This is a genomic window from Paenibacillus sp. An7 (assembly GCF_009870785.1).
Classification (GTDB): domain Bacteria; phylum Bacillota; class Bacilli; order Paenibacillales; family Paenibacillaceae; genus Paenibacillus.
The window spans coordinates 1-26,959 of record NZ_WTWX01000029.1 but is presented as its reverse complement, the minus strand read 5'-3'; the positions used below and the strand labels follow the sequence as shown (position 1 = coordinate 26,959).

36 protein-coding genes and 1 pseudogene are annotated in these 26,959 nt (G+C 35.1%); all 37 read right to left on the bottom strand.

Annotated elements, in window-relative coordinates; genetic code table 11:
* Positions 1-69: 69 nt before the first annotated feature.
* Positions 70-360 carry a nucleoside/nucleotide kinase family protein gene (locus tag GQY27_RS19605; protein WP_160036945.1) on the bottom strand — a complete coding sequence of 97 codons (291 nt, stop codon included), beginning with the start codon at positions 358-360 and terminating at the stop codon, positions 70-72.
* 63 nt (positions 361-423) lie between these two features.
* Complete coding sequence (locus GQY27_RS19600; RefSeq protein WP_160036944.1) at positions 424-912, bottom strand: GNAT family N-acetyltransferase; 489 nt, start codon at positions 910-912, stop codon at positions 424-426.
* A gap of 95 nt (positions 913-1,007) precedes the next feature.
* A complete protein-coding gene (locus GQY27_RS19595) occupies positions 1,008-1,469 on the bottom strand; it encodes a GNAT family N-acetyltransferase (RefSeq protein WP_160036943.1) in 462 nt (153 codons plus the stop codon).
* A 19-nt stretch (positions 1,470-1,488) separates the two neighbouring features.
* Positions 1,489-1,905 carry an HIT family protein gene (locus tag GQY27_RS19590; protein WP_236570667.1) on the bottom strand — a complete coding sequence of 139 codons (417 nt, stop codon included), beginning with the start codon at positions 1,903-1,905 and terminating at the stop codon, positions 1,489-1,491.
* Between the two features lie 315 nt (positions 1,906-2,220).
* The gene (locus GQY27_RS19585) at positions 2,221-2,577 is read right to left on the bottom strand and encodes a VOC family protein (protein ID WP_160036942.1); all 357 of its coding nucleotides are present in this window, start codon (positions 2,575-2,577) and stop codon (positions 2,221-2,223) included.
* Positions 2,578-2,811: 234 nt separating this feature from the next.
* Complete coding sequence (locus GQY27_RS19580) at positions 2,812-3,351, bottom strand: ATP-binding protein (protein ID WP_160036941.1); 540 nt, start codon at positions 3,349-3,351, stop codon at positions 2,812-2,814.
* Between the two features lie 558 nt (positions 3,352-3,909).
* A complete protein-coding gene (locus GQY27_RS21830; protein ID WP_328803027.1) occupies positions 3,910-4,302 on the bottom strand; it encodes a helix-turn-helix transcriptional regulator in 393 nt (130 codons plus the stop codon).
* A gap of 90 nt (positions 4,303-4,392) precedes the next feature.
* Entirely contained in the window at positions 4,393-5,139 is a 747-nt protein-coding gene (locus tag GQY27_RS19570) for a class I SAM-dependent methyltransferase (protein ID WP_160036940.1), read from the bottom strand.
* 316 nt (positions 5,140-5,455) lie between these two features.
* Entirely contained in the window at positions 5,456-5,989 is a 534-nt protein-coding gene (locus tag GQY27_RS19565) for a DUF6933 domain-containing protein (protein WP_160036939.1), read from the bottom strand.
* Between the two features lie 137 nt (positions 5,990-6,126).
* On the bottom strand, positions 6,127-6,402 hold the full coding sequence (locus tag GQY27_RS19560) for a SunI/YnzG family protein (RefSeq protein WP_160036938.1): 276 nt from the start codon (positions 6,400-6,402) through the stop codon (positions 6,127-6,129).
* 393 nt (positions 6,403-6,795) lie between these two features.
* On the bottom strand, positions 6,796-7,149 hold the full coding sequence (locus GQY27_RS19555) for a cyclic-phosphate processing receiver domain-containing protein (protein ID WP_160036937.1): 354 nt from the start codon (positions 7,147-7,149) through the stop codon (positions 6,796-6,798).
* A 298-nt stretch (positions 7,150-7,447) separates the two neighbouring features.
* The gene (locus tag GQY27_RS22130) at positions 7,448-7,660 is read right to left on the bottom strand and encodes a hypothetical protein (protein ID WP_442950922.1); all 213 of its coding nucleotides are present in this window, start codon (positions 7,658-7,660) and stop codon (positions 7,448-7,450) included.
* Between the two features lie 220 nt (positions 7,661-7,880).
* Positions 7,881-8,552: a hypothetical protein gene (locus GQY27_RS19545; protein WP_160036936.1), complete on the bottom strand. Its 672-nt coding sequence runs from the start codon at positions 8,550-8,552 to the stop codon at positions 7,881-7,883.
* 88 nt (positions 8,553-8,640) lie between these two features.
* A complete protein-coding gene (locus GQY27_RS19540; RefSeq protein ID WP_160036935.1) occupies positions 8,641-9,216 on the bottom strand; it encodes a histidine phosphatase family protein in 576 nt (191 codons plus the stop codon).
* Between the two features lie 25 nt (positions 9,217-9,241).
* Complete coding sequence (locus GQY27_RS19535; RefSeq protein WP_160036934.1) at positions 9,242-10,261, bottom strand: serine hydrolase domain-containing protein; 1,020 nt, start codon at positions 10,259-10,261, stop codon at positions 9,242-9,244.
* 122 nt (positions 10,262-10,383) lie between these two features.
* Positions 10,384-10,845 (bottom strand): DinB family protein, encoded by a 462-nt coding sequence (locus GQY27_RS19530; RefSeq protein ID WP_160036933.1) that lies wholly within the window; start codon positions 10,843-10,845, stop codon positions 10,384-10,386.
* 25 nt (positions 10,846-10,870) lie between these two features.
* A complete protein-coding gene (locus GQY27_RS19525; protein ID WP_236570666.1) occupies positions 10,871-11,494 on the bottom strand; it encodes a CPBP family intramembrane glutamic endopeptidase in 624 nt (207 codons plus the stop codon).
* A 512-nt stretch (positions 11,495-12,006) separates the two neighbouring features.
* Positions 12,007-12,501 carry a DUF1572 family protein gene (locus GQY27_RS19520; protein ID WP_160036932.1) on the bottom strand — a complete coding sequence of 165 codons (495 nt, stop codon included), beginning with the start codon at positions 12,499-12,501 and terminating at the stop codon, positions 12,007-12,009.
* 671 nt (positions 12,502-13,172) lie between these two features.
* Positions 13,173-13,763 carry a GNAT family N-acetyltransferase gene (locus GQY27_RS19515; protein ID WP_160036931.1) on the bottom strand — a complete coding sequence of 197 codons (591 nt, stop codon included), beginning with the start codon at positions 13,761-13,763 and terminating at the stop codon, positions 13,173-13,175.
* 311 nt (positions 13,764-14,074) lie between these two features.
* Entirely contained in the window at positions 14,075-14,353 is a 279-nt protein-coding gene (locus GQY27_RS19510; RefSeq protein WP_160036930.1) for a hypothetical protein, read from the bottom strand.
* A 317-nt stretch (positions 14,354-14,670) separates the two neighbouring features.
* A complete protein-coding gene (locus GQY27_RS19505; protein ID WP_160036929.1) occupies positions 14,671-15,282 on the bottom strand; it encodes a lysozyme inhibitor LprI family protein in 612 nt (203 codons plus the stop codon).
* A 139-nt stretch (positions 15,283-15,421) separates the two neighbouring features.
* A complete protein-coding gene (locus tag GQY27_RS19500; RefSeq protein ID WP_160036928.1) occupies positions 15,422-15,925 on the bottom strand; it encodes a hypothetical protein in 504 nt (167 codons plus the stop codon).
* A gap of 320 nt (positions 15,926-16,245) precedes the next feature.
* Positions 16,246-16,887, bottom strand: a complete 642-nt coding sequence (locus GQY27_RS19495) for an HAD family hydrolase (protein WP_160036927.1) — start codon at positions 16,885-16,887, stop codon at positions 16,246-16,248.
* A 214-nt stretch (positions 16,888-17,101) separates the two neighbouring features.
* Positions 17,102-17,659, bottom strand: a complete 558-nt coding sequence (locus tag GQY27_RS19490) for a DEAD/DEAH box helicase family protein (protein WP_160036947.1) — start codon at positions 17,657-17,659, stop codon at positions 17,102-17,104.
* A 404-nt stretch (positions 17,660-18,063) separates the two neighbouring features.
* Positions 18,064-18,252: a hypothetical protein gene (locus GQY27_RS21825; RefSeq protein WP_236570665.1), complete on the bottom strand. Its 189-nt coding sequence runs from the start codon at positions 18,250-18,252 to the stop codon at positions 18,064-18,066.
* A gap of 381 nt (positions 18,253-18,633) precedes the next feature.
* Positions 18,634-18,996, bottom strand: coding sequence for an SdpI family protein (locus GQY27_RS19480; RefSeq protein WP_236570664.1), 363 nt, complete (start codon positions 18,994-18,996; stop codon positions 18,634-18,636).
* 204 nt (positions 18,997-19,200) lie between these two features.
* On the bottom strand, positions 19,201-19,968 hold the full coding sequence (locus GQY27_RS19475) for a nucleotidyltransferase (protein ID WP_160036926.1): 768 nt from the start codon (positions 19,966-19,968) through the stop codon (positions 19,201-19,203).
* 17 nt (positions 19,969-19,985) lie between these two features.
* Complete coding sequence (locus GQY27_RS19470; protein WP_160036925.1) at positions 19,986-20,384, bottom strand: ASCH domain-containing protein; 399 nt, start codon at positions 20,382-20,384, stop codon at positions 19,986-19,988.
* 18 nt (positions 20,385-20,402) lie between these two features.
* Positions 20,403-20,717, bottom strand: a complete 315-nt coding sequence (locus tag GQY27_RS19465) for a hypothetical protein (RefSeq protein WP_160036924.1) — start codon at positions 20,715-20,717, stop codon at positions 20,403-20,405.
* Positions 20,718-20,852: 135 nt separating this feature from the next.
* Positions 20,853-21,503, bottom strand: coding sequence for a DUF1643 domain-containing protein (locus GQY27_RS19460; RefSeq protein ID WP_160036923.1), 651 nt, complete (start codon positions 21,501-21,503; stop codon positions 20,853-20,855).
* A 186-nt stretch (positions 21,504-21,689) separates the two neighbouring features.
* Positions 21,690-22,145 (bottom strand): DUF4362 domain-containing protein, encoded by a 456-nt coding sequence (locus tag GQY27_RS19455; protein WP_160036922.1) that lies wholly within the window; start codon positions 22,143-22,145, stop codon positions 21,690-21,692.
* A 98-nt stretch (positions 22,146-22,243) separates the two neighbouring features.
* The gene (locus GQY27_RS21945) at positions 22,244-22,378 is read right to left on the bottom strand and encodes a hypothetical protein (protein WP_268893046.1); all 135 of its coding nucleotides are present in this window, start codon (positions 22,376-22,378) and stop codon (positions 22,244-22,246) included.
* A 396-nt stretch (positions 22,379-22,774) separates the two neighbouring features.
* Positions 22,775-23,323 carry a GNAT family N-acetyltransferase gene (locus GQY27_RS19450; protein WP_160036921.1) on the bottom strand — a complete coding sequence of 183 codons (549 nt, stop codon included), beginning with the start codon at positions 23,321-23,323 and terminating at the stop codon, positions 22,775-22,777.
* A gap of 226 nt (positions 23,324-23,549) precedes the next feature.
* Positions 23,550-23,942: a DUF6979 family protein gene (locus GQY27_RS19445; protein WP_160036920.1), complete on the bottom strand. Its 393-nt coding sequence runs from the start codon at positions 23,940-23,942 to the stop codon at positions 23,550-23,552.
* 273 nt (positions 23,943-24,215) lie between these two features.
* Positions 24,216-24,809 (bottom strand): hypothetical protein, encoded by a 594-nt coding sequence (locus GQY27_RS19440; protein WP_160036919.1) that lies wholly within the window; start codon positions 24,807-24,809, stop codon positions 24,216-24,218.
* A gap of 294 nt (positions 24,810-25,103) precedes the next feature.
* A pseudogene (locus GQY27_RS19435) lies at positions 25,104-25,649 on the bottom strand (GrpB family protein).
* A gap of 240 nt (positions 25,650-25,889) precedes the next feature.
* Positions 25,890-26,813, bottom strand: a complete 924-nt coding sequence (locus tag GQY27_RS19430) for a hypothetical protein (protein ID WP_160036918.1) — start codon at positions 26,811-26,813, stop codon at positions 25,890-25,892.
* Between the last annotated feature and the right edge of the window lie 146 nt (positions 26,814-26,959).

The following is a 26,959-nucleotide window of genomic DNA, read 5'->3' as shown; positions in this document are numbered from 1 at the left end:
TTTCTGTGAATTGTGGTGTGGTAACTTCATTCTACAAGAAAAGGTCTTCCTTTTTTGCTATTTATCTATTTACACAAAATATTTTACGCTCTCTTTTACTTCTTTTGGAAAAGATACATAATCAATCACAACATCATATTTATAATCTAATAGATTCATAGTTAAGTTCAATATATTTTTCCATGTTAAATCTAAAGTGCTTCTGTCTAGCCATGGTTTCCCACGGCCGTTAACTGGAAGATGACTTATAACATCTCCAGATATATATGCACTTCTATCCAACGTTTTTACGAGTCTTCGGGATGTTGTAGATTTACCAACCCCCGCAGGACCAGAAATTACGTATACTGTATTTTTCATCATTATCCTCATTATTTTATATTTAGGTTATGTTATACTGCATTGATTTACTTTCAAAAGACCTTATAGTTCTAAAACCATTGTAACTGACGTATCTACCATTCCAACTTCTTTAAACCCAAATCCTTGATATAATTTCATTGCTGCTATATTATCAGGGGCTACACTTAATGATACTTTCTTTATTTCCTTCTCCTTTAGCACGTCAATCAACATTTGTAACAGCGCTTTCCCAATTCCTATTCCTCTATATTCCTCTTTCAAAGCTATTCCAAGCTCTGGTACATCATTACCTACAAATCCAAATCCTTTATTATCTTCATTAAAGAATCGAGCAGTGATTGATCCTAAAGGTAATCCTTCGTCATTTACTGCAATGTATCCTAAATCTCCTTCTCTACCCCAATCTTCCACATACTTCGATAGAAAAGGTTCCTTAATCACATTTCTATTAAAAGGTTCCTTTCCTTCTGGAACATATAAAGATTCATACAACATATCCCATAAAAAAGGTACATCTTGCTCTGTTACAGGTCTGATTGAATATCGCATTTATTTCTCCTTTGAATTATATTTGCAATCACAATACCAAATTATAAACTCATCGAGATTGTCAATGTTGCGTTGATTGCTGCTTTATAGCTTTTTTATTTTATCTTAAATTTATATATAATCTCGCCATCTTGGTTCTCTATATTTTGATTAATAAATCCTAATTTCTCGTAAAGCTTTCTGGCGTGGTTATTACTTTTATCGATTGTTAGAGAGATTTCTTCGCATTGACTGTGCGTTTCCTGAATGAATGCTAATATTCTTTTAAGAGATTGTGTTCCTAATCCTCTTCCTTGATATTCCTTGTCTATTTGAAAACCGCCGATCCAGTAATTATCCGTACTATTAGGTGTATAGGAAAGATAGAAAAATCCAATTGTTTTATCATCCTTGTACAAAATATATGGATCAAACGCCTCATCCCACGGTTTTATATAAGCCCATGCTAACGATTCCATAACAGAAGGTACAAGTTTCTCTTGTGATTTGAGCAGAGATATTGAATAAGCTTCTTCCCAGTTATTCTTACCAATTGGTTCTATACGGATGAGATTCATTTTTTAATTCCTTTCGATTTTACTTACTAATTGTATTTAATTTATCAACTATCCTTTCCTTTACTTGGTCCAATGGAGTTTGAAACTCATTTATTGGTTCTACCCATCCAAATCCATCATTCTTGTATCTTGGAAATACATGCATGTGATAATGATCTAAATCGTTAAATTCCCCACCATTTTGAATGGTCGATATTCCATCAGGTTGATAAATTTCTTTTAGAGCTTTAGATATGATTACTGCTGCGTTCATGATGGAAATAATAGTTGCCTTATCGATCTCTTCGAGATCTTTATAATGTCTCTTTGGCAAGATCAACGTATGTCCTTCATTCAACGGGTCAATGTCCAAAATACATGTAATTAAATCATCTTCAAGGATAACATTTGTTTCCATTACATGATTTGCAAGTTTGCATCCAAGACAACGCATCATTGATCTCCCTTCCACTTAAGACACTTTCTTTAAAATGCTTATACGAATTCATACGCTGAATTTAGTTCTTAACCATATAATTAATTAAGTTTTCGATGTCTTTGTTGCTAGCGTTCCAGTGTAATGCATTAGAGTACAGTGTATACGCTCTTTGATCATGTTCTTGTAACCACTGAATTGATTTCTTGGGGCCTAAATACCATCTATTTTGTAACTTGAAGTATATTTCAAGGCTGTCCTTCAGCAACCATTGTAATCTATAATTTCCTTCAGAATCTGCTCTCTTTGTTAATATCTGCGATGACCGATTTCAAATTAGCATTTACAAACCATTAATAAATTCCCATCTGGATCTTTAAAGTTAAACCAATGGCCATTCTCTATTTCTGTTACAAACTCGACCTTGCGTTCTCTCAAAAATTGGTAAGCTTTTTGTATGTCATTAGTATTGAAATGGAAAGCAGGATTCCTAAAGATAGATTGTTCATTGTATATTTGGCTGTCAAGAACAAGATTCAATCCATTGTTATCGAAGGGTATACAACAAAGATGACCTGCGATTATTTCATAATCAGGTTCAAGATTAAGTATGGAACAGTACCATTCTCGTGCATTTATGATGTTACTTACAGGAATAAATATTGCACCGGCCTTACTTAAGATAGCAGTCATATCTTCACTCTCCTCAATAACTTGTTATTTGATGCCATCCTTCCCTAAGCCACTAAGCAACTAAACTCTAGGACCACTTCTTCCATATTTTACATTTTTCTTGCTTTGATAACGAAGGTTACAGGAAACATCTTAGCTCTTTTTACAAAACCATTATTTTCATCGTGTAATTGTATTATTTCATTGTCAGTTTCTTCGATCAATTGTTCAAAAATCCTAATAACCCACTTGAAATTATTCATTATTATTCAAATATGCTATAACAAGGTTCACTCTCTCACTAATAGAGCTATTACATTCTATCCTTAGAACTGGGCAAGTTAAATCTGACATCCACTGTTCATGCAGCTTCTTACTTCTTACCTCTAACCCAGCCTCATCATATAAGGAAGCCCACTCTAAGAAAGTCTTTGATTGTTCATACATACATCCTCCAGGTAAGACATCTTTGCCATATCTATGTATTTCTCTTTCCTTTAGTCTTTGAAGTCTGATTTCTTTAGGCACATAGAGAAAAATCACTAAATCGAAATTTGATTTAAAGGCATTTCCCCAACCACATATCGCACCTGATAAAATCCACTGATTATACTCAGATAGATCTTGAGTTAGTAAGTGTAATCTTTCCGGTGGTTTTCTTTGTTTAGTAAATTTCTCAATCCAGAGATAATCATCACCATCAAAGTTGACATGCGGCAGCCGCTTTGATAATTCTTGTCCTAATGTTGATGTTCCTGACCCAGATGCACCAAAAATATGTATACGATTCTTCATGATGTCTTCACCCCTCCACTTACTTAAACTCGCAGGGCTAGCGGTCAGATTCCACTTCTACTTTCCTTTTAAAAATCAAAGGTCATAGCCCGCAGTGTGAATACGTTTATAGAAAATTATAAATAAACCTCCCATAAAAGCTTTTCAATCTAACTGTTTCTTTTGGGAGGTTTTAAACTAAATTATACAAGTTTGCTTATTAGCTGAGCGATTTATTTGTTTCTTAATTTATTTACTGCTGTTCTCAATTCGATACCATAGTTCACAATACTCATAACCGTCCTTGTTAGTACATTACATTTCGAAATTTCCACCATCTAAAATGTTAAGCTTTGATGTTTGTAACCACTCCGAAAATATTTTATTTTTTAAAGTACTCAAATCATATCTTCCACTCTCATTCTCATCACTTAATGTTGAAAATACGACCCAAGTAAATGCTGGAACATCAACAATGGTATATCCATCAACTTTGCTATTCTCCGATCGAGTTCACCCTTCTTGTCTATGTTTTGCCAGACTTCAGGGATCGATTCTCCTTGTTGATTCGCAATATTATCATAGTTGTATATATCTTCTAACCCATAAACTTGAAAAGCATCTCGTTTGAGGATAGGCTTTTAACTGGCAACCGGTATCGCGCGCTGATGTAGGAGTCAAGTTATGCATATTTTGAAATGCTCGAGAAAATGATTCTGGCGTTTTGTATCCATATTTCAAAGCCACATCTGTCACTTTATTCTGTCTGTTTTGTAAATCTAAGGCGGCAAGTGTAAGTCTTCGGCGCCTAATGTATTCTCCTAAAGGAACTTCAAGTACAAATGAAAACATCCGTTGAAATTGATAAACAGAACATAAAGCAATTTTTGCAATCTGATCATAATCGATATCGCTTTCTAAGTTCTCTTCAATGTAGTCAATAGCATGGTTCATACGCTGGAACCAATCCACGGCAATTCCTCCTTTCAAAAGGAGCATATCATTCGGTAGATCAAGCCGCCTGATTTTACGTGCAGAAAAATGTCAGATCTTAGAAAAGTATTACTTAGTCGCAATTACAGCATAGATTCCAGGGATTCTATCTTCTATGCCTTCTGGTAGATCCTTAAAAATCCATCGCTGTATTTCTCCAGATTCCTCATGTAAAGCCTTGATTGTCAATCCCGCATTTACGATCGAGGTTATTACTTCTCCAAGTATCCAGCGCCTTAACTTCATCTCTTCTCCGACCACATCTTGTTCAAAATAATTACCACTAGCAATGTATTGCCCGTCTACTTCTTTTAGCAATTTCCAAAGTACTGGGTGATATTCTCTAAGTACAAATCTACCACCCTTGCATAGCAATTTATTTACTATCTTGAATAATTCTTCGATATTATAGATGTAATGGAGTACTCCCATTTCAATAAAAATAAGATCAAACTCACCAAGTTCCTCTACTTTTAGATCCATTACATCAGAAACGATATAGTTTATTTCAACGTTACAAGCTCTTGCGAGGTCCATTCCAAATCTTGCGTTTTCTGGTGCGATATCAACAACCTTAACTTCTTTAGCGCCCATCAATGCAATCGATATTGCCTTTGTTCCGTTTGATCCGAGAAGATTTAGTACACGTTTTCCTCTGACATCACCAATATAGTCAGCTAAAATCTTTATTCTCTTCTTTGGATCATCCATAATTCTTTTGGCTTCTTGCTCAATGGAACCAAATCGATTTATCCAAGCTTGATATCGCTCATGATTCCATTGCTCTCGATTTATAGCACTCATTTCTTTTTGCATCCAATTACCTCCCAACTGGGTTCAGTATTTTGTATATTCTACTTTCTATCTTTCAAGCGAATTGATCCAGGGTAAATGCCCAAGAATGCAAACCAATTGTTAGCTGAAGTATCTGAAATACTTTCAAACCACTTGTTTATTCTATGTTAGTTGAAGTCTATGAATCTCTGTATTTATGTCTTCGTTTTCACTTAGTTATGCCCTCATGTTCACGATCAGAATAATCAGATAATTTAAGAATACGCATGTTGCCACCGAATTATGGCTCCCTCGGGAGCCGTTTTCGATGTAGTTTGGTTTCTAATCATGTCTTATTTTAAACATCTCGATCTAAAACTTTATATTGTTCATCTAATTCCTTATTAAATAATTCTATTGGCTTAAGATATCTTTGTGTATTATTTGAATCTATTGTTTTAAATATTCTATAGTTATTCCATCTATTCAGATCATTACAATCATCAAATTCCCTACCTATGTCCTTCATAATAAAAACAATATCATTTAATGTTCCAAGTATACTTCTGTTATTAGTTGTTGTGTATATAGCTTCGTGACATCCGTTTAGATATTCATTAATTTTTGAATCATCAATGTTTTCAAAAAGTAAATAGCTCTTTAAATGTTCCTTGAAAATATTCTCCAGGTTTTTATACTGGGTACTTCTAATTCCTGGTATAGTCAAACTTAATCTCGTAAGATCATTTACGAAAACTACATGCTTTCGTCTGTTCACTAAAACGAGATTAGCATGCCAACTAAAGAACGGATCAGAAATAGCAATCGGAGTTATGATTTTATCAATTTTCATGTCTTTTAGTAGTTTCTTAGTTGAACGGATAACAAGCAAAAATATCGCCTCTTCTTCAGTTTAATTTACTTATAATTTTGATAATGCAACCTTCTAATTATATCATATTATTTTTCTGAAATTAATTTTAGCCCTATGTATTTCTTACAATGAAATGAGTTATAGGCTTTTAAGGATTATAGCCCGCCAAACGTGTTCTTAATCGAATTCAGTTTTTTTTCTAAAGAAATTACATTCGTTGTAAATAGAATATAGGTTTGAGAATTAGTCTTTATAATAATTCTATCGGTGGTACCGTATGGAGTACCAATTCTAATCGCATCCTTTTGTTCCCCTCCATAAGTATCATCATGCGATATGTTTACAATTTCAGATATGGGGATTTCTATTTTAGATAACTGCCATATAATAACTAGATTATCATTGATTTTCTCTGCTTTTATTCCAAGCATAGCTTTCACTCCAGACTCTTTTATAATATCTCATTCCCTAAATTCCTTTTTTAATGTTCAAATTTTAATTCCATAATTATAAATTTGTACGTATTACCTCTTAAGTAGAACGACTGTAAGGTTCATATCTCCCTCCATGATTCAAGCTAATTCCTAGGAAAGACTTGATCTGATTTTCAATATATCTAGCAAATCCTTGTAATTTCAATGTATAGATATTGTCCAAATAAGTCAAAACCAAGTTCCCAGCTGCTTCTATGAGCTACATAACTCCAAACCATTCCAATTCGTTTTATTTCGTTGTCTGTTTCTATTGTCATATTCGCTGTTACAATATGAAATAATTAGTCTTCACCCTTTCATCTTTCTCTGTTTAAAATAATAATCTTTTTATTAAATTCCACTATACTTATTAGCCGTTATTGGGTAATGATAAATTTCAATATCACTATCAATAAATCCTCTTCTCTGAGCTGCTATCAAGGTTTCATACATATTCTTCCTACCAACTGGGTTATCTGTATGATGATAGATCTTGCTTGCTCTCAACCCATGCTCACAGAAATACTTTACAAAATCATAACCGTTCTTTAACTCGTTCCCTTCAGCGTCTACTCCTAAGTCGTGATCAAGTGTTAGAACATTTATTGGGTTAGTTTTAAATAATTCGACTGCCTCATCAAAAGTTCTTGCCACAATAAATCCCTCTGGACAATCTCTTAAATCATCAAGATATACATTTATCATCTAAGCACTCTCTTTCTTGGTCAAATATTCATTTTATTGACTTGCTCTATGTGCAAAATTTACAGACATCTTTATATGCGTGAACTTTTCATTTCCTTCGCTTTGTTCAACACTGAATCCAATTACCTCATAACGCGAACCAACGGCAAAGCCTGCTTCGTACATATGTTGTTACAGGATATCTCACCATCCTTAAGAACCTACTAATCATACTTATTACTTTGAAAACACTGCACAGGACCGTCCCAACTTCCATTTAAATACTCTTCTTTATACGACGCATTTGTATATTCATTTATTACTTTATTACTTTATTCCAGAATTGATTAGCTGGATGGTTTCTCTGTGTTTGTCTGATCTCACAAGCGGCCGGAAACTTATCAAATATATCAAATGCTGCCTGCTTTCCTACACCCTCCCCTCTGTATTTCCGTAAAACAAAAAAATCACTCATCACATTAGTTTCTTGAACATCACTTAGCTTAACAAACTCCCTCGGTACTCCAAGCATAATAAGAGCAAAACCAGCTAATTCTTCATCTTTATATATAAAAAATGCACGTCTGTATTCGTGTCACTGCCTGTAAGTCCGGTCGAAGACTTAGTCGCGCAAGGTTTATTGTCCGTACAAATCACAACCTCAGAACCTACAGGGTAGTCTAGTCGATTCGCTTTTTTCAAAAACCCTCGGCCACACCAGGTAACATAGCGACCCGGCGGAGGTATGATGTTTATATGCTGTTCCTTGCCCTCTTCCAATTCGGTAACATAGTTCTTGCCTTGTACAACATCCATGTTTTTAACAATGATTCGTTATCCTTATGTGTTGCTATTTGATTTCGGTAATAAAAATCTTCCAATGAAACGTTCACCTTTCCGATGGGTACTACTAACTCTTTACAGACCCATTCATCAAAATGGACTTTCCCTTGAATTGATGTAGAAAATTTATCTTTTGGAAGAATGTATATCATTCCATTGGTCCAAGGTTTATTTTTCATTGTTGATTCATTTATTGAATAAAAGTGATATTTCTTTCTTCGACCAAGAATACACCCATTCCTAAAGCTTCCTACTAATTTATTTCTATTAAATACTGCAAAAAACATAGACCAAACTGGGTCTGATGATGCAAAAATTGCTTTCGTCATTTCACCGTTATATAATGTTTGCTCTCGTGGTTCAAAGCATTCAATACTATGGTTATTTGAACCATGAAAAACGTAATTCCCTTTCATAGACAAATACGATAAGAAGCGAAACTTTTGATATGGTAATTGGTAGTTAATCAAACGTCCATCATTAATTGATAGTGCTAATTTTTCAAATTGAGCAATCTCTTCCTCGGAAAACTCAATTCTCGGAGAGGGATATAGTAATATCGATATCAGAAAAGAAATCATTTACTTGAACTCCCCCTCCCAAAAGCCGATAAAAATCAAGATGCGAGAATATTATGTTACACGAAGTTAAAACTTTCTTTTATCACTATCAAATTAATTGGTCTTTCCATAGTCTTGTTACTTTTTCTAATGTCAGGTCTTTAAATTGTAATTTATAAATGTCTGGTTTCTTTACTTGATTCATGAAATCAAATCCGTAATTAGAATTAAAATAATTCATCATTAATGTCATTACATTCCCGTGTGTTCCCATAGCAACTTTCTTTCCCTTATGTACCTCTAAGATATTCTTTAAAACTGCAACTGATCGATTCTGACAGACCTTGTTTGATTCTCCTCCTGGTAATGCATAGTCAGAGTCATCAAACATCTTCTTCATAGCGGGCATAAATTCTTCGTGAGAAATCAAGCAGTCTGAAAAATGTCTTTCTCTAAGATCCTCAAATATCTGAATATCTAACTCTAACTCTTTAGCCAACCCCTCCAGTGTTAGAATTGCTCGAACATAAGGACTTGAAATAATAACGTTTATTCCTTCGTCCTTTAATATTTCCGTTATTTTCTTCGCATTCATCTTTCCATCTAAGGTAAGCCCTCTAGTTCTTTCATTTCCTTCTGTATATGGTGACTCGGCGTGTCTAACCATATAAATAATGGTCTTCATATAACCCTCCCTGTTTGAAATACCCTCAAATTTCTTTATAAATCTCTTCATCGATTTTCCTAGCGATCTCTCCTGTATCTACATTTGTATTACCGAGAATATGGGCATGCAGCCCGTTAGTATAAACAGAAGATTGCATGGATACACCAGGATCGCTTCCCATAACGAAATACTTACATATTTCATTATTAATCTTCAAAATCCATACACCATAACCATAATGAATGAATTCATTTTCTTGAGCATGAGGAGTTAGTAAAAGTTTAGTATAATGCGTATTTAGTAAATCACTTTCCAGTAATGCATTCCAGAAGATTTTCAAATCTTTAACAGTTGTATAGGCTCCTCCATCAGGTCCACCATTAATCGGAAGGGAATAGATATTCGTTCTCCAACATTGATCCTCATCAATATACCCTAGCGCTGTACCTGCAGGCAGCTGATCCATTCGATAATACCCTGATTCATGCATCCCGCATCTACGAAAAATGTTGTTCTCTATATAGGTTGTGAATTCCATTCCCGAGATTTTTTCTACGATTAGACCTAGCAAAATGTAGCCAGCATTGTTATATGCAAATTGCTCTCCTGGTTTAAACTTCATATGATTGTATTGAAATAGTGGCAGGAAATCCTTTGGAGCACGGACGTGATACATTGGTTTTTCTCTCCATAGACCCTCAAAATCATTCATGACTTCTTCATCAAAATAATCTGGAACGCCCGAACTATGCGTTAGCAAGTGGTGGATTGTGATGTTTGGATCAAAATTAGGAAATTCAAAATCCACACACTCTTTAAGTAATGAATCGAGTGATATTTTACCTTCTTGGACAAGCTGACATATTGCTACGGCAGTGAAAATTTTACATCCAGATGCTATACCGAACTTCGTATCTACCGTATTCTTAATTCCTTCACTACGATTAGCAAAGCCATATACTTTCGTATATTCTTGTTCTTGATTCCCAAATAAAATGGATCCTGAAAAATGCGACGTCTTACCCTTTTCTTCAATAATCTTCTCAATAATAGAGAGATTCATATAGATCTTCCCCTCTTTTCTTCTAGTAGTTTCATGATCTTGTATGTATCAACACTCACTGCCTTACAACAGTTGGATTTATGTGAGCCTCATATGATAATTTTCATATAAAAATTTCCAAATCATCTCTGATTTTCTTTGTATGAAGATCTTACATTTTCTATCTGTCCTTGATGATGTTTATCATGATGTACAAATATCTTTGCATACGAATCGACTGTATATTTCCTCTTTCCCTTCCCAATCGTAAACGTTATATCCGAACCGATGCTGTTAAGCAAAGATACTAGTCTTTTTCTTGTTTCGCGAAAATCGTTCTTCAGTGTCTCACGATCCTTATAACTCTTAGCTAGCTCAATAGCCACTACATTATGTGTATCATGGTTAATAAATTCCGGTAAAATAGCATTGTCTTTCATGTAAGGAACCATCTTTTCAATACTATATGCATCCCAATTCGTCAAATGAGTTATAACTTCCTTTACAGTCCATTTCCCTTCGGCAATAGGTATTGATAATAGCTCATCGTCAATTGAGTCTACATAAAATACAAACTCTTCAAATTCTTTCATTGTTTTTGACACCTTATATCTCCTCCAATATGGAATTTTATGAATTTCGAACAGCGTTTTCTGACATTCTCTTTGCAAAAATCACTGAAAATGAATTAAATACAATATGTAATATGAGCGCAAACAATATCGATTGTGTCATCACAGTGATGGCACCTAACAAAATCCCACCCAAGAAAGCATTAATTATAAATCTGATACTTTGCGCTGATAATTTATAATACTGTAAGTGACAGATCGCGAAGAGAATCGCAGAAACAATAACTGGAGTTGTTACAGGCATATAAAGAATTTGTATATTTTCGGATGAGACAAAGACCTGCTCTAAATTTGGCAATATTAATCCTCTAAAAATAATTTCCTCTACTATTGGATAAGTAATGATAAAATTTACTATATTATACTTTCCAATCGGATTATATCCTGAGAAGCGAGATGATACGATATATACCAAGATAAGAAATCCGAATATGGGTAGTGCCTGCTCATATTGAATAGGCATCTTAAAAATATAATTATCATTAAAAAATGGGACATCGATCAATATAAACAAAGCCCAAACGAATACAGTATATTTTCCTATTTTGCTTATAGGGGTTATTCTTAGACACATCTCCACTAGCTTATATGAAAATGTCAACAACAAGGAAATGCCTAACATTAGGTACATATTTGCCCCCTAGAGAATTTAGCTTTCCTTAGAATGTATTATTCCTGTTTATTTTGGTGAATTTTCCCCTACTATTTTCGTAATCGCTACGTGGCTTCCCCATTAGATATCTTTGAGATACTGAGAATATCTTAGGAGATGTATGTATGTGTATGTGTCTGCCTATATGTACTTCCTCGAAAATACACCTGGCAGATTTAGGAGGCAAACACACTGGGTCCGGTTGAGCCGGCCTCGAAGGGTTGTAAGCTGAATCAACTTCTCTGCTTCCTCTTCTTGCGAACCAAAGATGTAGCCCTAGCGTAGATATGTTGTTATCCGATGTAACCGATATCTTGAAATACTCTCTTGTCAACTTCTTACCAAAAAATAGTGTAGCTTTATGTTCTTTATTTACGTATCCCCTGCTTTATCAATTTTCTCTTTGCATGATACTCTGTTATACGATGTTGAGAGCACCTTTGGATACGTTTTCATATCTGCTTTCAATTTCTTACCCTATATCAAAATGTCTTCTTATAAATTGAAGTTGTTTTATATGATGATCCTAAACATATTTTGGATATATAAAGAATTTGACCAAGGTGTTCTGAATAATGAGATGCACACTGTTGTAAAACCTCATATATTGTTCTTGGTTTTCCTCGCACTTCTATTTCTCTTAATAGATCCTCATATTGCAATTTTTCTGTGCTTTCAATTAAAAACGCAAATGAATGGTCAATTCTATTTAATAATTCGTCCTTTGTAACATACAATTCTCTGCTAAATTCATTTTCTCTAGATCTCTCATCCTGATATCCATGGATACCTGTTCCAATTCTTTGAAGAATATTCCCTTCTATATGAACAACCAAATTTGCTATTGTATTACTCTCATAATTAGGACGATAATTTACTTCATCATCATCTAATTGATCTAACCCCTTTTTCAGAGTATCTTTAATTTCTTCAAATTTACCTACTAATTGAGCAAATATTAATGTACTAATATCCATGGATTCGCTCCTGACTTTGTCAAATTTAATAGAAATGTAGTATAAAGTTCTTGAAGCCCAGCGAATGCTGCATGTGTCCGACTGTATCCGTTTCCAGATATCCATCTGCAGATCAATATAATTATTTAAAATTATTTATTATCAGCTTTTATTTACATTAATTCTGCGATCTTAACAACTCTCTTTTCTTCTGCATTTTCTTCAAAATCAATATTATAAAATTTCCTGCTGTTAGGAAAAATGCAAATAGAGAAAGAGTTAATAATCCACTTATATATGGATGTGTCTTATCCGTTTCCAATAAGTAAATTGTTAAACTACTTGTAATTAGAAAGGTAATCCCGAAAAAAATCCCCAGTAATTTTCTAGTATCTTTACGACTGAACATGTAACTCATTATCCTTTCAGACACAATATTAGCGAAAAGCCTATCTTTTATCATAGCTGTATTTTTTTAATGTTTTTATAGCCTTACGCCGATTACATATAACGATCAGATATATACCTACCCTCACCGACTTAAAGAAGTCTGGAGGCTAAGATAGCTCTTTATCCTCCCAGAACTTACGGCCGCGATTCGGTGGTGGTGAGCGTTATCCGTCTGATCTCTAATTCTCTATGTCAGTGATGAATTAAGGAACCCGGTAGATGCTCACAGCACGAATGCCATGTTATTCGATGGTACTACCTTCCACGTATTTGCTTATGAAGTCTTCTTTCAGGATTGAGTACAACTTTTGATCCATAAACTTCCCTTTTATTTTTAGCTGCTTTCTTAGCACCCCTTCAAATACGAATCCTAGCTTTTCCATTACCCTATATGAACCAACATTGTTGGTACGACATCTGGCTTCAATCCTATTAAAGCCGGCCTCATTAAATGCATATTCAAGGATTGGATATGCAGCTTCTGTTGCAATTCCCTGATTCCAATATTGATTCGAAATAACATATCCTAATTCAGCCTTTTCATGCTCTGAATCAATCATTATTAGCCCAGTTCGTCCGATCAATTTATCTGTATCTTTGTGTATAATCCCCCAATGAATCTCTTCTTTTCTCTCAATTCGGTCCGAAACCCTTCGAAGGTAGCCAATGGTGTATTCTAATGTTTGATGTCTATTCCAGATTGTTTCAGCAGAAACGATCGGGCTCGAGGCAATCTCGAAGTACTCCAAAGCATCTTCTGGTGTTAATCTCCTGATTATCAAGCGATCTGTTTCAAACGTATGTGAAGATTCAAATAACTTTCCTACATCCATGAACATCTTCCTCCCATATGTGCAGATCTTTCACTTAACTTTCCCGTGTGTTTGTCTAATCCACATCATTGATAATCCGCGGACAGATCGAGAGGTGCATGCCTCTAAACGTGAATATAATGTTTTGTGAGGTTCAGATCATATTTGAATCTTCTTACAAAACTATTTACTATTCATCTTATAGTTGGCTTAGGAAGTCTCTGTCTTAACCATCTGATTTGTCCCCGATGATTTATTTCATCCTCAAATACATGAAACCAAATGAAATAATTATTTGAAGCTAATCCAGACCATTTCCGGTCTTCATATAGTCAATTATCATCTTTTTGTCTAAATTCTTTTAGAGTTCTAAGGCGTACTTGTTCAAGCTTGTTTAAATAGTAATCAAGAGACTTACCTCTAATTTCATTCCGTCCCTTTTCGCCTAGTTCATAAGCTGCAAGCCATTCTATTAATTCTTCCTCATTTGGTGTTCTATTATCAAAAATCTCAATTTGAAAACCAATCTCAACCGCAGCTATATGAAGCAGTGAAGCACCAATCGTATTACTGTTTGGATCTTCTAAATAATCAAGTTGTAAATCTTGCATTGTTCATCATTGATACGAGTTGCTAATTTGATGATTCATTCCTGTAATATCTATAATCTTAAATTGATGTTTCCATCCATGAAAATTCTCCTTAGATATATGTTTTATCCCCGAATTGCACATAACGTTCTTATATTCACGAAACGACCCAGCTTTAGATAGCTCTTGTATTAGGCTAGGTCGTTTGTTGACTGAGTATTCTTCCATTATTATACATATAAAAATCAAAGGATGATAGCCACGCAGCGTTAATACATTGTTATACGCCGTTTCTATTATCGAGGGATCACCTATAAACTTTGAGCAAGATTACAACTCTATCTTTCACTTCGGTATACAAACTCAACTTCACCATCTAGCAAATATCGATATTCAAATAATTGCATTGTTCTTTCCCTAATTCTCTCCCGTATAACCGTGCCTAGGCTTACCGATCCTTTGGATCCAAGGTAACCATTCGTAATAAATGTCTTCTCTACAAATTTTGATTCCTTTAAGTGATACTGTAACCAATCTTTCTGCGATTCAATTAGTGATTCTCTTGGTTCTCTATCCAACTTAGAGAGAAGCTTTTTATATATTTGATTCAACTCTTTATCCCAAATCTCTGTATATTTGCTTTCCAACGCCCCCCTTCCCAAAGTTGTGATAATCTCTTTGGAATTTTGAAATTCATTAAATTCCACTTCATAATCATGATCTATAGGATTTCGGAGCATTTCATCATAAAATTCTCCTTTCAAATCATAGTTCCCAATGCTCATGGATAACACTTCATTGTCAGAAGGTTCTGATTGACCTTCAGTTATTTCTAGTTCAGAATTCATTAATGAATTAGTTTCGCTGTTCAACGTAGTCGATTGACTATTATTTTGACAAGATGAAAACATTATCGTAACAAAAAATAATAAGAGTATTTTACCTTTCATAAATTATCTCCTTAAATATTATCTAAAAAATTACCAGTAATCTCTTATATCGTTTGTGTGTTTCTGAACCCACCCGAGAGGCTTAAAGGAGCAGAGCGACTGAATTTATTGAAGTCATTGAGCAACCCTTACTTAAAATTTATATCTTATTTCCGCTATTTTCTCCCATCTTTCTCCGCAAACTTATTATCATTTGACTCAATAACCAAATCAAAAGTGAAAGACTTAAAAACAAAAAATATGTATTTATATTAAAATATTGATTGTTGATGTGAATAGATAGGCCTGATGTAATCGAATTAATGTAATCCCAATCAATTGTTCCAAACTGCCTTTCATATACTTCTGCCAAAAGGATACGGTAACTTTGAAAACTCATTATTTGATAATATAATCCGATCGCATGATGACAGATAATTAGCAGTGATAAGATAATGACTGTTTTATTGCTCATCATCTTATCTTTAAAAAATTTGAACCATTGAAAGGTCAAGACTATGAAAAATATGGACAAAGGAAGTAATAACAATATTGCAGGATTTCCGTTACCAGAACTTTGACCTGGGATTGTGGTCATTGAATTTCCAAACATAAAGAGTAGAAAAACAATGATTAGAGTAGCAAATAAAGCTTTATTTTTCATAGATTCTCCCTGATAACCTGAGTAACATTATTTGCAGTTGTTTCATATAACGTTCTTGTATTCACGAACTAACGTAGGAGTTGTCGCAGCATCTGCTTCTTCGAATTCACGTCTGGGCCGAGGGGGTCGGCCAGATGCGTGAATGAATTTTTATATGACATTCCACCTAACTTCCTCAAACAACACACAAATTCATTCCTTGATCGCATCTACGATCAGGGTACAAACCCGAGAGCTTTAATGGTCTATAAAAGATCTATAAATACACCTTCTTGTTTCCCATGCTTGAAAATGAACATCCTGCCTCGTCACAAACCTGCTCAGATTTCACTTAGGATAATATCCTTTAGTTCAATCAGTGTCTTAATTCGGTAACTGGCCTGCGAGAAGTCATGTGTTTTTGTAAAGTCGTTATGGACAATAGCACAGTCGATACCAGCCGCTACGGCTGAGTTCAACCCTCTGTTTGAATCCTCTACGATCAGAGTCTCTTCTTTAGTAGCTCCGAAACGCTTTAGGCCAGTCAAGTATGGTTCCGGGTGTGGCTTAGTGTGCTCGTAATCTTCGCGAACAAGGACGAAATCCATGAATTGTCTAATCTTGCGCTTTTCATGTATAAGTTGAAAATCAGCATTTTTTGCAGTAGTAACAATGGCCATGCGAACGTACTTTGAAAGTTCAGCTAGAGTTTCAACTACACCCTCAATCTCTATAGCTTTTGTTCTAAGATATTCCTGATAATAGACGTTACGGACATCACGCAACTTGCTGATGGTCTGTTCATCAATACCTGCCACCCTTGCCTGGGACCACGTGCCCAATGACTGGGTCATGTCGCGGAGGTATTGATCTTTGTCCAAAGTAAATCCAATGTCGGCCAGAGCGCGTTCTCCCGCTTTGTAATACCAGAATTCAGTATCAACCAAAACACCATCATGATCGAAGAGTATATACTTTTTCATTGTTTCGTCTCCTTTATCAGTTGCGGCAACCATTCGGCCATAACGTTTCATAAAACATTCTATTGTTCAAGGCGCTCTACCGACTTATAGACTGAAGAGTCTGCTATCCGCGGAATGTGATAAACAGCGTTGAATTAAAAATAAATATCATAGATCAGATGGATAACACGGTGTTATAAAATATCGGCACTCACTTGAATTACATTGCAAGCTTTTAGAAATGGAATGAGTCCTTAATAATTCCTGCGACTTCATCTGCACTTAAATTAGTATTATCAATTCTCAAATAGTTTTCTCTTGTAATTTCTCCTTTATGAGAATTGAGTCTATGTTTTTCCATCGTGCTGATCAAGTCCATTTCAGATTGTTCAACATTTCTTTTTGTTGGTTTTTGATCGAGTCTAAAATCCGTTGCATTTCTTGTTATTCTTTCTTCTATATTTGCTTCTAATTCAACGAAATAGATTTCGGCACCTTTCGATTCAAAAATATCACACGTTTGTTTAACAAATTCCCAATCTGCTTGAAGATCAAACCCCCATACGTAAGTAAAAATAAGCCCATATTGGTTGCTATTCGAGAACGATTCAAAGAACTCTCTTCTTACAATTTCAGATAGTCTCCATGTTTCGCTGCCGAAACCAAAGAAAGGATGGAACAATTCAATCGACATGTGATTGTGAAATAACTTTAATTCGGTTATTTTTGTTAATTCATGACCAACAGTCATCTTCCCAACGGCTTGGGGTCCAAATAGCAATACGAACTTAATAATAATCACTCCCGTTCTTAGGATCTCGCGCATTTTCTTCTAACGTTTTTGTATTCATGTACTCTCACATAATGGCTTGCATGAATTATAACTTTTTACCTAAATTTAAAAATATTTCTCAATACTGTTTAAATCAAAAATTATTCTCACTATCCTCATCCTCGCTCTGATCGTTCATAAAAGAACCCCACACATATTAGCACGAAATCAATTCCATAAAATTTGATACCAGGCTCTCCTTGGATATATATACTTACTACAATTAGTGTCTCAGAACTTAAACTCACAGGATTGATTCCCTGAATTGGCTTTTCCTTGCCTCCTGCCTTTGTCAATCCAGAAACCACACTCTCGAAGCGTGAATATATTGTTATATTGTTATATGATGTTATTTCTTCTTCAAATTAACCTTCAAGCCATTCAAGTTCTGTCATCAAAGGTTTTAAATCTTCTCCTTCAATTACAATCACTGTCATTCCTTGTTCCGATCCCGATTCATGTATTTCTTCTGGCTCCCAAAAGGCTACTCTACCGGATTGAATATAATATTTAATCCCCTCTTTACCGACTACCCAACCTTGACCATTTAACACTAAAATAATTGATGTACCGTTGCGGATGTGATCTTACGATTCCTTTAAACCCTATATGAAAACATCCTATATGTTCCGGTTTATTATGTTGAATGACTCTTGAGAAAGTGGATTGTACACTATTAAACTTAGTTATTTCTGTTCCGCTATCCATATCAAAATTAAAATTTCTCATCAAATCACTCCTTAATGAACTTAAAGTTTATATCCCTTAAACTAAAATCGTTATTTGAAGCACTTCAAGCAATGTCGTATAACGATTCAGTATTCACATTGCTTGGCGACACTTCAATTAAGTTCAAACGAATATTCCTACGTAGCATCCACCAAGAAATCTAACCTTCTTGTATTGTTCACTGTTCTATAAATCGGCTTTTAAAATTATTCTATTTCCCCTATCTCTTCATCAAGTTTTTTTAATCGTTTTTCAGTCTTTATTATTAGGAGTGTTATAGGAACCAATATCATCCCAAATATAACAATCGAAATATATTTTCCATTAAATAGCAGACTTAATATTGAGCCGATTAGAGCATACAACATGCCATATCTCATCATTAATTCTGCACTGTATTTATTGGCTTCATCCCATAATAATTGATTTTTCATCGATCTCTTGGTTCGGTATCCATATAGTGAATTTATCATTTCGGGGGGATTTTTCCTTACAATGAGTCCAGCCATATAAATGATTAATCCTATGAGTAGGCTGATAATTAAACTTCTTATTTGACTATCTTCCATTAGTTATTTCCTCCTGCCCCCTTGTTTGAATAGGTTCTAGTGAATTTCGGCTGACTTTTTGTATTGATGACGTTTTGTCCCTATGAGTCGGTACTTAAAGCTTAGGCTAACCGAACACCTAATACATCAGTGATGTCCCGACGGGCTTAGGGGGCTGAATGTAGTCACTTGTTTCTCAGAGTAACTTTGAGCGTAAATCTGTTGTTACTCGAAGCGTTTTCTAGAAGTAGCCATTGTATTTAAGGCGTTTTCAAAATAACTATATACTTCATCTGCAATTCCCAGAAACTCTTCAACAAGCACATTACTATCCAAGTAACAAGCATACAGATACTCAACTAAAGCGGAGTCAATCTCGCAATAGTTTAGTATGGCATTCTTCATCTTAATAATGTCATCTTGCCATTCACCTGTATCTTCTAAAACCAAAGAGTATAATGCACGAATTAATCTCTTAGAGTAACCTTTGATATATCTAGTTTTCAACATATTATCACTAGCATTAGAAAGTGCACTATGTATACGATTCACTTCCTCCTTGGTCTCTCTATTTAAGTCTAAAATGAACTCTGGAGAAATAACGATTGGCGGTACTTTCTCACCAATGTCATGACCATACATGCAAACACAAATGATCTTAACCCAAAAACCCCAATCATTTGGTTTATTTAATACATCGTCAATTGAGCAAATTATCGTATCAATCTTAGTTAATACTGGATATTCTTCCAAAAGCCTGTCTTTAATTTTTGATAATCTATCGTAATCAATATCTTTGGGATTTTCACATACAATAGTAAAGTCTGCATCTGACTTAAAAGGTACAGCAATTCCTTTTGGAATCGAGCCACACATATAAACGCTGTGAATCTTACCTTTAAATTCGGTAAGTATATTATCTATATACTTATCAACAAAATCCTTATATTCACTTTGTATTACAATTCTATCTATAACTTTTTCTAATATCATACAGACTCCTCCTAATACTAAGAACTTATTTGGCTAACGTTTAATAGTTTAAAATGTTCTACAACAATTATTGTTTCATTAGTTAAACTTAGGCCTTCATTTTTCAAAGGCTCTTCCCAGCAAAAATTATGATCATCATAAAACTCTTCTACAGATAAACAATTTTCGCCCTGAGCAATTCTATCATCAACTGAACCATAAGGAATTTCATAGTTTTCTGTAATCTCTATAGTACATCTTTGATTTCCTCGTCTATCAAATACAGCTACTAAATCACCAATAACAGTCGGCTCCTCTATGGGATCATTATAGTACCAGACCTTTGGTGTGCAGGTAACGGTTTTCACTCCTAAAATTACTTCATTTATAAGTCTATCGTCATTCGCGTCCTTACCCCAAAATATTATCTTTTTCATCTTTTCACCTCATTATTTTTATTCGTGACTCTTATATTTTGCAATTTCCTCTATTCTTTTTCTCGTTTCTATCTCCTCAAGTCTTAACTTATTTAATTCAAATTTAGATGCATTTATTACAAATAAAAGCCCTAAGCCTATTACCATTATGATTATCCCTTCTACCGAAAAGGATAAAGAATTCAATAAATGATACAAGAACAATAGACTTCCCAATACTATAAATAAAAAGGATATAGCATAGGCTTTCTTAAACGAATCGAACATTAAATCCCTCCTGTCTTGAACTTGATTAGCTATTGCCTCAATTGCACATAACGTTTTTGTATTCACGTACCCTCACTGGCTTAAGACGCGCCAGGTCCGAGATCGACGGACTTAACCAATACAGGATTATCCGGCTACTTCCTTTTCCCCGGAAACCCCCTGCAGGACCAAGGGGCGTCTGACCGAAGCTTGAATACTTTGTTATAGGATGTTGGCGTCTTCTTCGAGCAATCCAATCCCTATTTTATCTTTTGCTGCCTCTAGAAAGTAATCCGTTTTCATGTATAGAGGATGTACAGGATAACTCACATCCTTAAGTGCACCTCTGTAATTCAATTTATTTACGACTATTGCTTTTGGGTATTTTGTGAGCAGGTCCTTTTGACGTTCTACCGCTATATCCAATTTGCCCCAAGCGAAAAATACAAAATCATAGTTCTTAAATAATTCTCTAGATTTAAACATTAGATGGTCTATTCCGCTAATACTTCTTGCATATCTTTTTGCCTTATCACTGTCTTTCTCACGAATATTAAATATATTCTCAATATGGATTGAATATTGATGTGGAAGTATGATTCCACTATCATCATAAGCTTCTTGGATCATCCGCATAACCTTTTTCATTGTATTATCAGGCACTGTAAGAACTGGTTCTTTTGTTTCATATTCAGAATTTTCGAGTCTATTAAAAATGCTATCATCAATAGGTCTCGCGTTTCCTGGGTTCATCATTACAACTAAGCCTATTGCTTTTCCAGGGCCATTTTTAGAATGAAACTCTGTATGGTGTCGAAATACCTTTATCCCTTGATTCGTTTTCTTTGAAACAAAATGAGCATAAGTTTCCATCGTTTTCTCCCCTTTGCGCCAATATCTTCTAACGTTCCGTGTTCATGACGTCCACCACCTTAAGGTGGTGCAGGTATATGTCTGCAATCGCTTCCACGCCGTAACTCCCGGGGCCGAGGTAGCTTGTCCCGCCAATGCGTTAACACACTGATAGCTGGTGTTAACGACTTCCACGAATCACAATTATTATTCTTGTAATCTCTCCTTTAAGAAAGAAACCATTACCAATTTTTCATCTTCCTTATAGTTATTGCATTTACTAAGTTCAAAAGTATAGTGATTTTCCGATTCTCTAATGTCTATTCCTTTACAAATGTATTCCTGCTTACCCGTATTAGAGCTCATTCCATCCCTTGTATTATCCACCGTCCAGTATATTTCTCTTCCGTTTGACATCACGTCATGTATCCAATATCCTCCATCAATTACGGGAGGAATTAAAATCAAATTATCTCCCTTTCTCTCTTTGAATCTATTAGCCAGAACTTCTAATCGTTTAAAATCTTTTCTATCAAAGTTGACCAAGAAAAATTCATTCCTTGATTCTTCTGTACTACTTTTATCTTTATTTGTAATTATTAATGCAATTATCAGAACAAGAATTATGGTAAGTAATATATAATTTTGTAGTCTATGACTCATAATTATTTTTACCTCTCCGTTAATTTTGTCTAACGTTCTGTATTCACGACGTCCGACGCAGTCGAGTTTGTCCGGTCTGCTTCAACTTTCACATTCACTTATTTTTCATCTCGTATTTTCTGATTTATTTCATCCAAAGATCTTTGAATCGATTCCATTCTTCTTAATGCTGAATTTTGATTTCCAATAATACCAGCAAATCCTATTACTACAACGACAATCAGAATTACCATATTAGTCCTCCTGGTTTGATTAATTTCACTCTCTTAGTAATTTCACCTAACGTTATTGCATTCACGAACCTCCGCAGGCGATTATCCGCTGAACACGTTTCCACGATACGTCTCAGCGGACCAAGGGTCTTATGACCCGATGCGTGAATGATTTGTTAACAGATGTCATCACCTTCATAAGCTACATTCACTAGCTATCACTTATCAACCAAGTCTTTGCTTCCTCCGGGCGACTTTATCATTTAGGTCACTCCTTTAGTTAGTTTTGAATGTTAGCTGGATGATTTCAGATATCGTTCCTGTCTTCAAGACCCAGTGCATCCTGGGTGTCTGGCAAATGCCGATCCAAGGGCGCATGCCCGCAGCGTAAATATTTTGTTAGATGATGTCATATACCTATTTAATCTTATTCCATTCACTTCTTTTTAATCCGTAGATTATTCGGTTTAGATTCCTACCTTGAATCCATTCGTAATCTCTCAATTCACCTTCTTGTTTAAATCCTAATTTTTCAGGAATTGCACGACTCTTTCTGTTTTCTGTTGCTACTCCTATTTCAATTTTATTTAATTTATACTTGTCGAAAGCATGATTGATAAGTTCTATAACTGACTTCGTAATGAGTCCTTTTCCCTCGTATTCTTTACCTAACCAATATCCAATTTCCGTTTTCTTATTCTCTTTATCTACGTATAGGTACCCGATAGAACCAACTAAATGATCTTCATTCCATACACCTAACCAGTACCCTTCCTCTTTGGCGTAACTGATCCGTGTTCTTTCAATAAAAGCTTGAGAATCTTCTAATTTTAAAGTCATACTCGGAAATTTCAACCATTTCCCAATATGCTCCCTATTTCTATTAATCAAATCATATAACTTGTCTACATCTTCAATCTCTAAAAGTGATAAATAAGAAAGATCATAAATTTTGTATGTAAACATTATTATTTTCCTCGTTTTCTTCTTTGATTGATTTTGTCATATGACTTCATCTAACGTTCAAGTATTCACGACACGAGCCGGCCTTAGATAACTCTTATCTTAGGCCGGCTCGTGTGTCGTCTGAGTTATCTCCATGATTATACATCGGACGATCAAGGGGCGTAAGCCCCTCAGCGTGAATATATTGTTATGCGATTCAGTTGCCATCATTGAAATTACTCACAAATTAGTCTTGTATGTAATTCTTCTTATAAAGGGCTTTAACGACTTCCATCTGGTAATTGTGTGACATTCCACTACCATTACTAACTCTGTACCATAGTTTTTTAGTATCTTCTAATAGTTCAGGTTGTTCCTTTATTATTTCAGTCGCCTTTATCGCATAATTCTTATTTTTTGAATTTCTTCTTGTATTATATATTCCTTTTGGAATTCCTTGAATATATCCCTCTTCACATAATCCTAAAAAGGCATTCTTTGGACAGCCCTTTTTATGTCCCCATGATCCCTCACCGAACAGTTCTGAAGTAGCAATGTCCCATGCCTTAACTGGTGAATCAGTAACACCTTGATAAACTAACTCGACCGCTTTTATAGCTGCCAGATCATACTTACTCATTTATATGCCTCCTTGAGTTGGTTTCAAAAAAAATCGCAACTGTTTCGTATAACGTTCTTGTATCTACGAACCCGAGAAGTTTAAGGCGCATCGCGCCGGGTCCGACGGACTGAGCCCTCGCAGGGTTGTGAGCTGATTCAACTTCTCTGGCTATCTCTTCTTGCAAACCAAGGGCCGAACGGATCGCAGCTTGCATACTATGTTATAGGATGTCAGTGCCTACTTTGAAATACTTACATTAATATTTTATCGTATAATTAGCAACCTTCCCACTCAGTCAAGAATATCCATACTCTTTGCGACTTTTAATAAAACCTTCTCATTGTTTTGAAAAAAATCATCTGAAACATTGACATAGAAGTGATACTCAACATCTGATTGAGAAATATAAATCATCTCATATAATACTTTGTCGTTTTGTTTACCGACCATTAATGTTGCTTCTTTACCATTATCGAGTTTAATTATTTGCATTTGAAGATCCTTATCCTCATGATGATAAGGATTAGATATACCTTCCAAATAATTTGAAGCATACACTCGAATATCTACATCAGGATTTCCTACATAAAGGATCTTCCCATCACCACTATCTGACTCCTCACCAGCAGTCCATTCAGCAGGATACTTTATTGAAAACCCATATCTTGCGTTTATATATTCATTAAATTGTATACCTAGACTATCAATACCAGAAGTATCCGGTGATGTTAATTTTATTGGTGAGTCATCAGAACTTTCATGAGTTGAGCCTCCAGTCTGAGAGGGTGTTTGCTTAGAAATCGAAGAAATATTATTACATTCAATGCATCCAGTGAAAATAAAAGTCATCAGTAACATATACAATACAACCAGTTTTTTTTGCACTTATGTCCCTCCTTATTTGCTAGAACTTCCCATCTTCATTCTACAACTTGTAAATAATCAAACTGTCCCTATGTTAAATTTTGTATTTAATGCATTACGCTGATTTTCTATAACGTTCCTTTATCTACGAGCCCGAGAGGCTTAAGGAAGCGCTAGCGACCGGGTCCGACGGACTGAGCCTCGCAGGGTTGTCTGCCTGGTTACACTTCTTCAAATTATCTTCAGCAGACCAAGGTCCGAATGGCCCGCAGCGTAGATATAATGTTATAAGATGTCGGCGCTTCTTCGAATCACTTACCAATCCCCTTTACTAGGTTTCCATCCGATCTTTTGACTCCATGTATTAGCCTTCTTTATAATCTCCCATACGATTTCACTCTTGTCTTCTACATATTGTTCTCTTTGATCTCTATACCGGTTTGCTAATTCATATTTCGTCCTTGCATATTGATCCCTATCATCTTCATGAGTTCTTAAGTAATCTCGAAATAATAAATTGAGTTGTTCAGACCAGCTACCTGCTTGCCTTACATGAATATGGGTTCTTCACGTCCCAAGTGCTTCTCTGAAGTACCTCTTAGTCAAATCATCATTATCCGAAAGATATAGATATCCTAAAGATGCAAGTCCGGATATAATTGTCTCTATATTTCCTAAATCACTTACTGATATCTGAATATCAATAATGGGCTTCGCTGCTAAACCAACTACTGCCGTCGACCCAATATGATCAATTCTATGTATATCAGAACCAATTTCCACTACGATCTGGGCTCTCAATTCATTAAAGAGACTTGGCCAATTATCTCTGTACGGTTCAATAATCACTGGATCCTTCATCGAGATCACCAACTCTAATTATTTTTTACGCTCTTAGCCGATTTCTCATAACGTTTCTGTATCTACGAACCCGAGAGGCTTAAAGGAGCGCTAGCGACTGGGTCCAGCGGACTTAGCCTCGCAGGGTTGTGAGCTGATTCTACTTCTCTGGTTCCTCATCTTGCGAACCAAGGGTGCAGACCACAGCGTAGATATGGTGTTATTGGATGTCAGTGCCTTATTTGCATTTTTTTCACTCCCTTATTCTCGGTCACCAAACTTATCTTTTGCATTTTCAGCTAACTTCTCTAACTTATAAAAATCTTCATCTGTTAATAAGCTTTCCTTTTCCTCTCTTCGTTCTTTTAAAATGTAGTTTCTCCCAAATCTCAGCGAACATCGATAATTCATCCAGTTATAAACAAGGCCCCTCAAATGTTCTACAACTTCATTAATTGTAGGCAGTTTATCAGGAGCAGGTGTATTGCCTGTGCCATGTCTAGAAAGCAATCCTGATGCAGTTTTTGAATTAATGAACTGAGCAAGTTTATATATCTGAGTAATAGAATCAATCAGTTCCTGAGGATACTTAATTTCTCCCCTAATTATTACTTTCCCATTGTTAGTTTGAACCTGAAGATCAGCCTTTACATTCTCATATATCTTATAGGTATTAACCAGTAAATTTAAATTATTCTCGTAGGCTAAGGTGAACAATAGTATATTTTCTCTTGCAAGTGGTTCATCTATCAGAATTTGAATGAAGTCTAAATCTGCATTTGGTTCCATTTTAGCGTCTCTTGGGATGAAGCCATCAATACTGTTCGTATCAAATGGATTTGATAGTTCATCCAAAAGCATCTCCAAACCTATCTCTGGGGAGGATTCAACTTGAATTATTCTGTCTCTTGTAACGTAATACAATTGAGAATCGGGATGTATGTACTCTAAATTTTTCATTAATCGTAAACCACTAATATATCTCAACAAAGTTTTAAGTCTTATAGCAGCTCTATCTTTTTCTGCAAGGTCCAAACAAGCGACATGTTTAGATGAAAACCGAACATTGAAATCAGCCTTTTCTACATCACCGTGATAAAAAATAAAGTGCGGATACAAATCAACATATGAGAGCCCTGCATTCCCATATACATATAGTTCCCAATGATTTTCGTTCGTGTTCATAAAAACCATCCTTAATTGAATCAATTTCATAATGCATTGACTTATAAAATTGCAGACTACTCCAATGCAATCGTAGTACATTTTAAATTTCATGAGGCTTTCGCTCTTTGTTGTTTGTTCACACGATCCACGACTAGCTTCATGCT

Coding starts and splice junctions, on each gene's coding strand:
- GQY27_RS19450 (WP_160036921.1), bottom strand. CDS start 23,323: ATGTTTACATACAAAATTTATGATCTTTCTTATTTATCACTTTTAGAG.
- GQY27_RS19595 (WP_160036943.1), bottom strand. CDS start 1,469: ATGAATCTCATCCGTATAGAACCAATTGGTAAGAATAACTGGGAAGAA.
- GQY27_RS21945 (WP_268893046.1), bottom strand. CDS start 22,378: ATGGTAATTCTGATTGTCGTTGTAGTAATAGGATTTGCTGGTATTATT.
- GQY27_RS19540 (WP_160036935.1), bottom strand. CDS start 9,216: ATGAAGACCATTATTTATATGGTTAGACACGCCGAGTCACCATATACA.
- GQY27_RS19585 (WP_160036942.1), bottom strand. CDS start 2,577: ATGACTGCTATCTTAAGTAAGGCCGGTGCAATATTTATTCCTGTAAGT.
- GQY27_RS19520 (WP_160036932.1), bottom strand. CDS start 12,501: ATGGATATTAGTACATTAATATTTGCTCAATTAGTAGGTAAATTTGAA.
- GQY27_RS19570 (WP_160036940.1), bottom strand. CDS start 5,139: ATGCAAAAAGAAATGAGTGCTATAAATCGAGAGCAATGGAATCATGAG.
- GQY27_RS19580 (WP_160036941.1), bottom strand. CDS start 3,351: ATGAAGAATCGTATACATATTTTTGGTGCATCTGGGTCAGGAACATCA.
- GQY27_RS19510 (WP_160036930.1), bottom strand. CDS start 14,353: ATGCAAGATTTACAACTTGATTATTTAGAAGATCCAAACAGTAATACG.
- GQY27_RS19445 (WP_160036920.1), bottom strand. CDS start 23,942: ATGAGTAAGTATGATCTGGCAGCTATAAAAGCGGTCGAGTTAGTTTAT.
- GQY27_RS22130 (WP_442950922.1), bottom strand. CDS start 7,660: ATGCTTGGAGTACCGAGGGAGTTTGTTAAGCTAAGTGATGTTCAAGAA.
- GQY27_RS19555 (WP_160036937.1), bottom strand. CDS start 7,149: ATGATAAATGTATATCTTGATGATTTAAGAGATTGTCCAGAGGGATTT.
- GQY27_RS19560 (WP_160036938.1), bottom strand. CDS start 6,402: ATGCTTGGAATAAAAGCAGAGAAAATCAATGATAATCTAGTTATTATA.
- GQY27_RS19475 (WP_160036926.1), bottom strand. CDS start 19,968: ATGATATTAGAAAAAGTTATAGATAGAATTGTAATACAAAGTGAATAT.
- GQY27_RS19505 (WP_160036929.1), bottom strand. CDS start 15,282: ATGAAAGGTAAAATACTCTTATTATTTTTTGTTACGATAATGTTTTCA.
- GQY27_RS19525 (WP_236570666.1), bottom strand. CDS start 11,494: ATGTTAGGCATTTCCTTGTTGTTGACATTTTCATATAAGCTAGTGGAG.
- GQY27_RS19470 (WP_160036925.1), bottom strand. CDS start 20,384: ATGAAAAAGATAATATTTTGGGGTAAGGACGCGAATGACGATAGACTT.
- GQY27_RS19535 (WP_160036934.1), bottom strand. CDS start 10,261: ATGAATCTCTCTATTATTGAGAAGATTATTGAAGAAAAGGGTAAGACG.
- GQY27_RS19480 (WP_236570664.1), bottom strand. CDS start 18,996: ATGGAAGATAGTCAAATAAGAAGTTTAATTATCAGCCTACTCATAGGA.
- GQY27_RS19455 (WP_160036922.1), bottom strand. CDS start 22,145: ATGAGTCATAGACTACAAAATTATATATTACTTACCATAATTCTTGTT.
- GQY27_RS19460 (WP_160036923.1), bottom strand. CDS start 21,503: ATGGAAACTTATGCTCATTTTGTTTCAAAGAAAACGAATCAAGGGATA.
- GQY27_RS19590 (WP_236570667.1), bottom strand. CDS start 1,905: ATGATGCGTTGTCTTGGATGCAAACTTGCAAATCATGTAATGGAAACA.
- GQY27_RS19600 (WP_160036944.1), bottom strand. CDS start 912: ATGCGATATTCAATCAGACCTGTAACAGAGCAAGATGTACCTTTTTTA.
- GQY27_RS19605 (WP_160036945.1), bottom strand. CDS start 360: ATGAAAAATACAGTATACGTAATTTCTGGTCCTGCGGGGGTTGGTAAA.
- GQY27_RS19515 (WP_160036931.1), bottom strand. CDS start 13,763: ATGGATGTAGGAAAGTTATTTGAATCTTCACATACGTTTGAAACAGAT.
- GQY27_RS19500 (WP_160036928.1), bottom strand. CDS start 15,925: ATGAAAAATAAAGCTTTATTTGCTACTCTAATCATTGTTTTTCTACTC.
- GQY27_RS19545 (WP_160036936.1), bottom strand. CDS start 8,552: ATGATTTCTTTTCTGATATCGATATTACTATATCCCTCTCCGAGAATT.
- GQY27_RS19495 (WP_160036927.1), bottom strand. CDS start 16,887: ATGAAAAAGTATATACTCTTCGATCATGATGGTGTTTTGGTTGATACT.
- GQY27_RS19430 (WP_160036918.1), bottom strand. CDS start 26,813: ATGAACACGAACGAAAATCATTGGGAACTATATGTATATGGGAATGCA.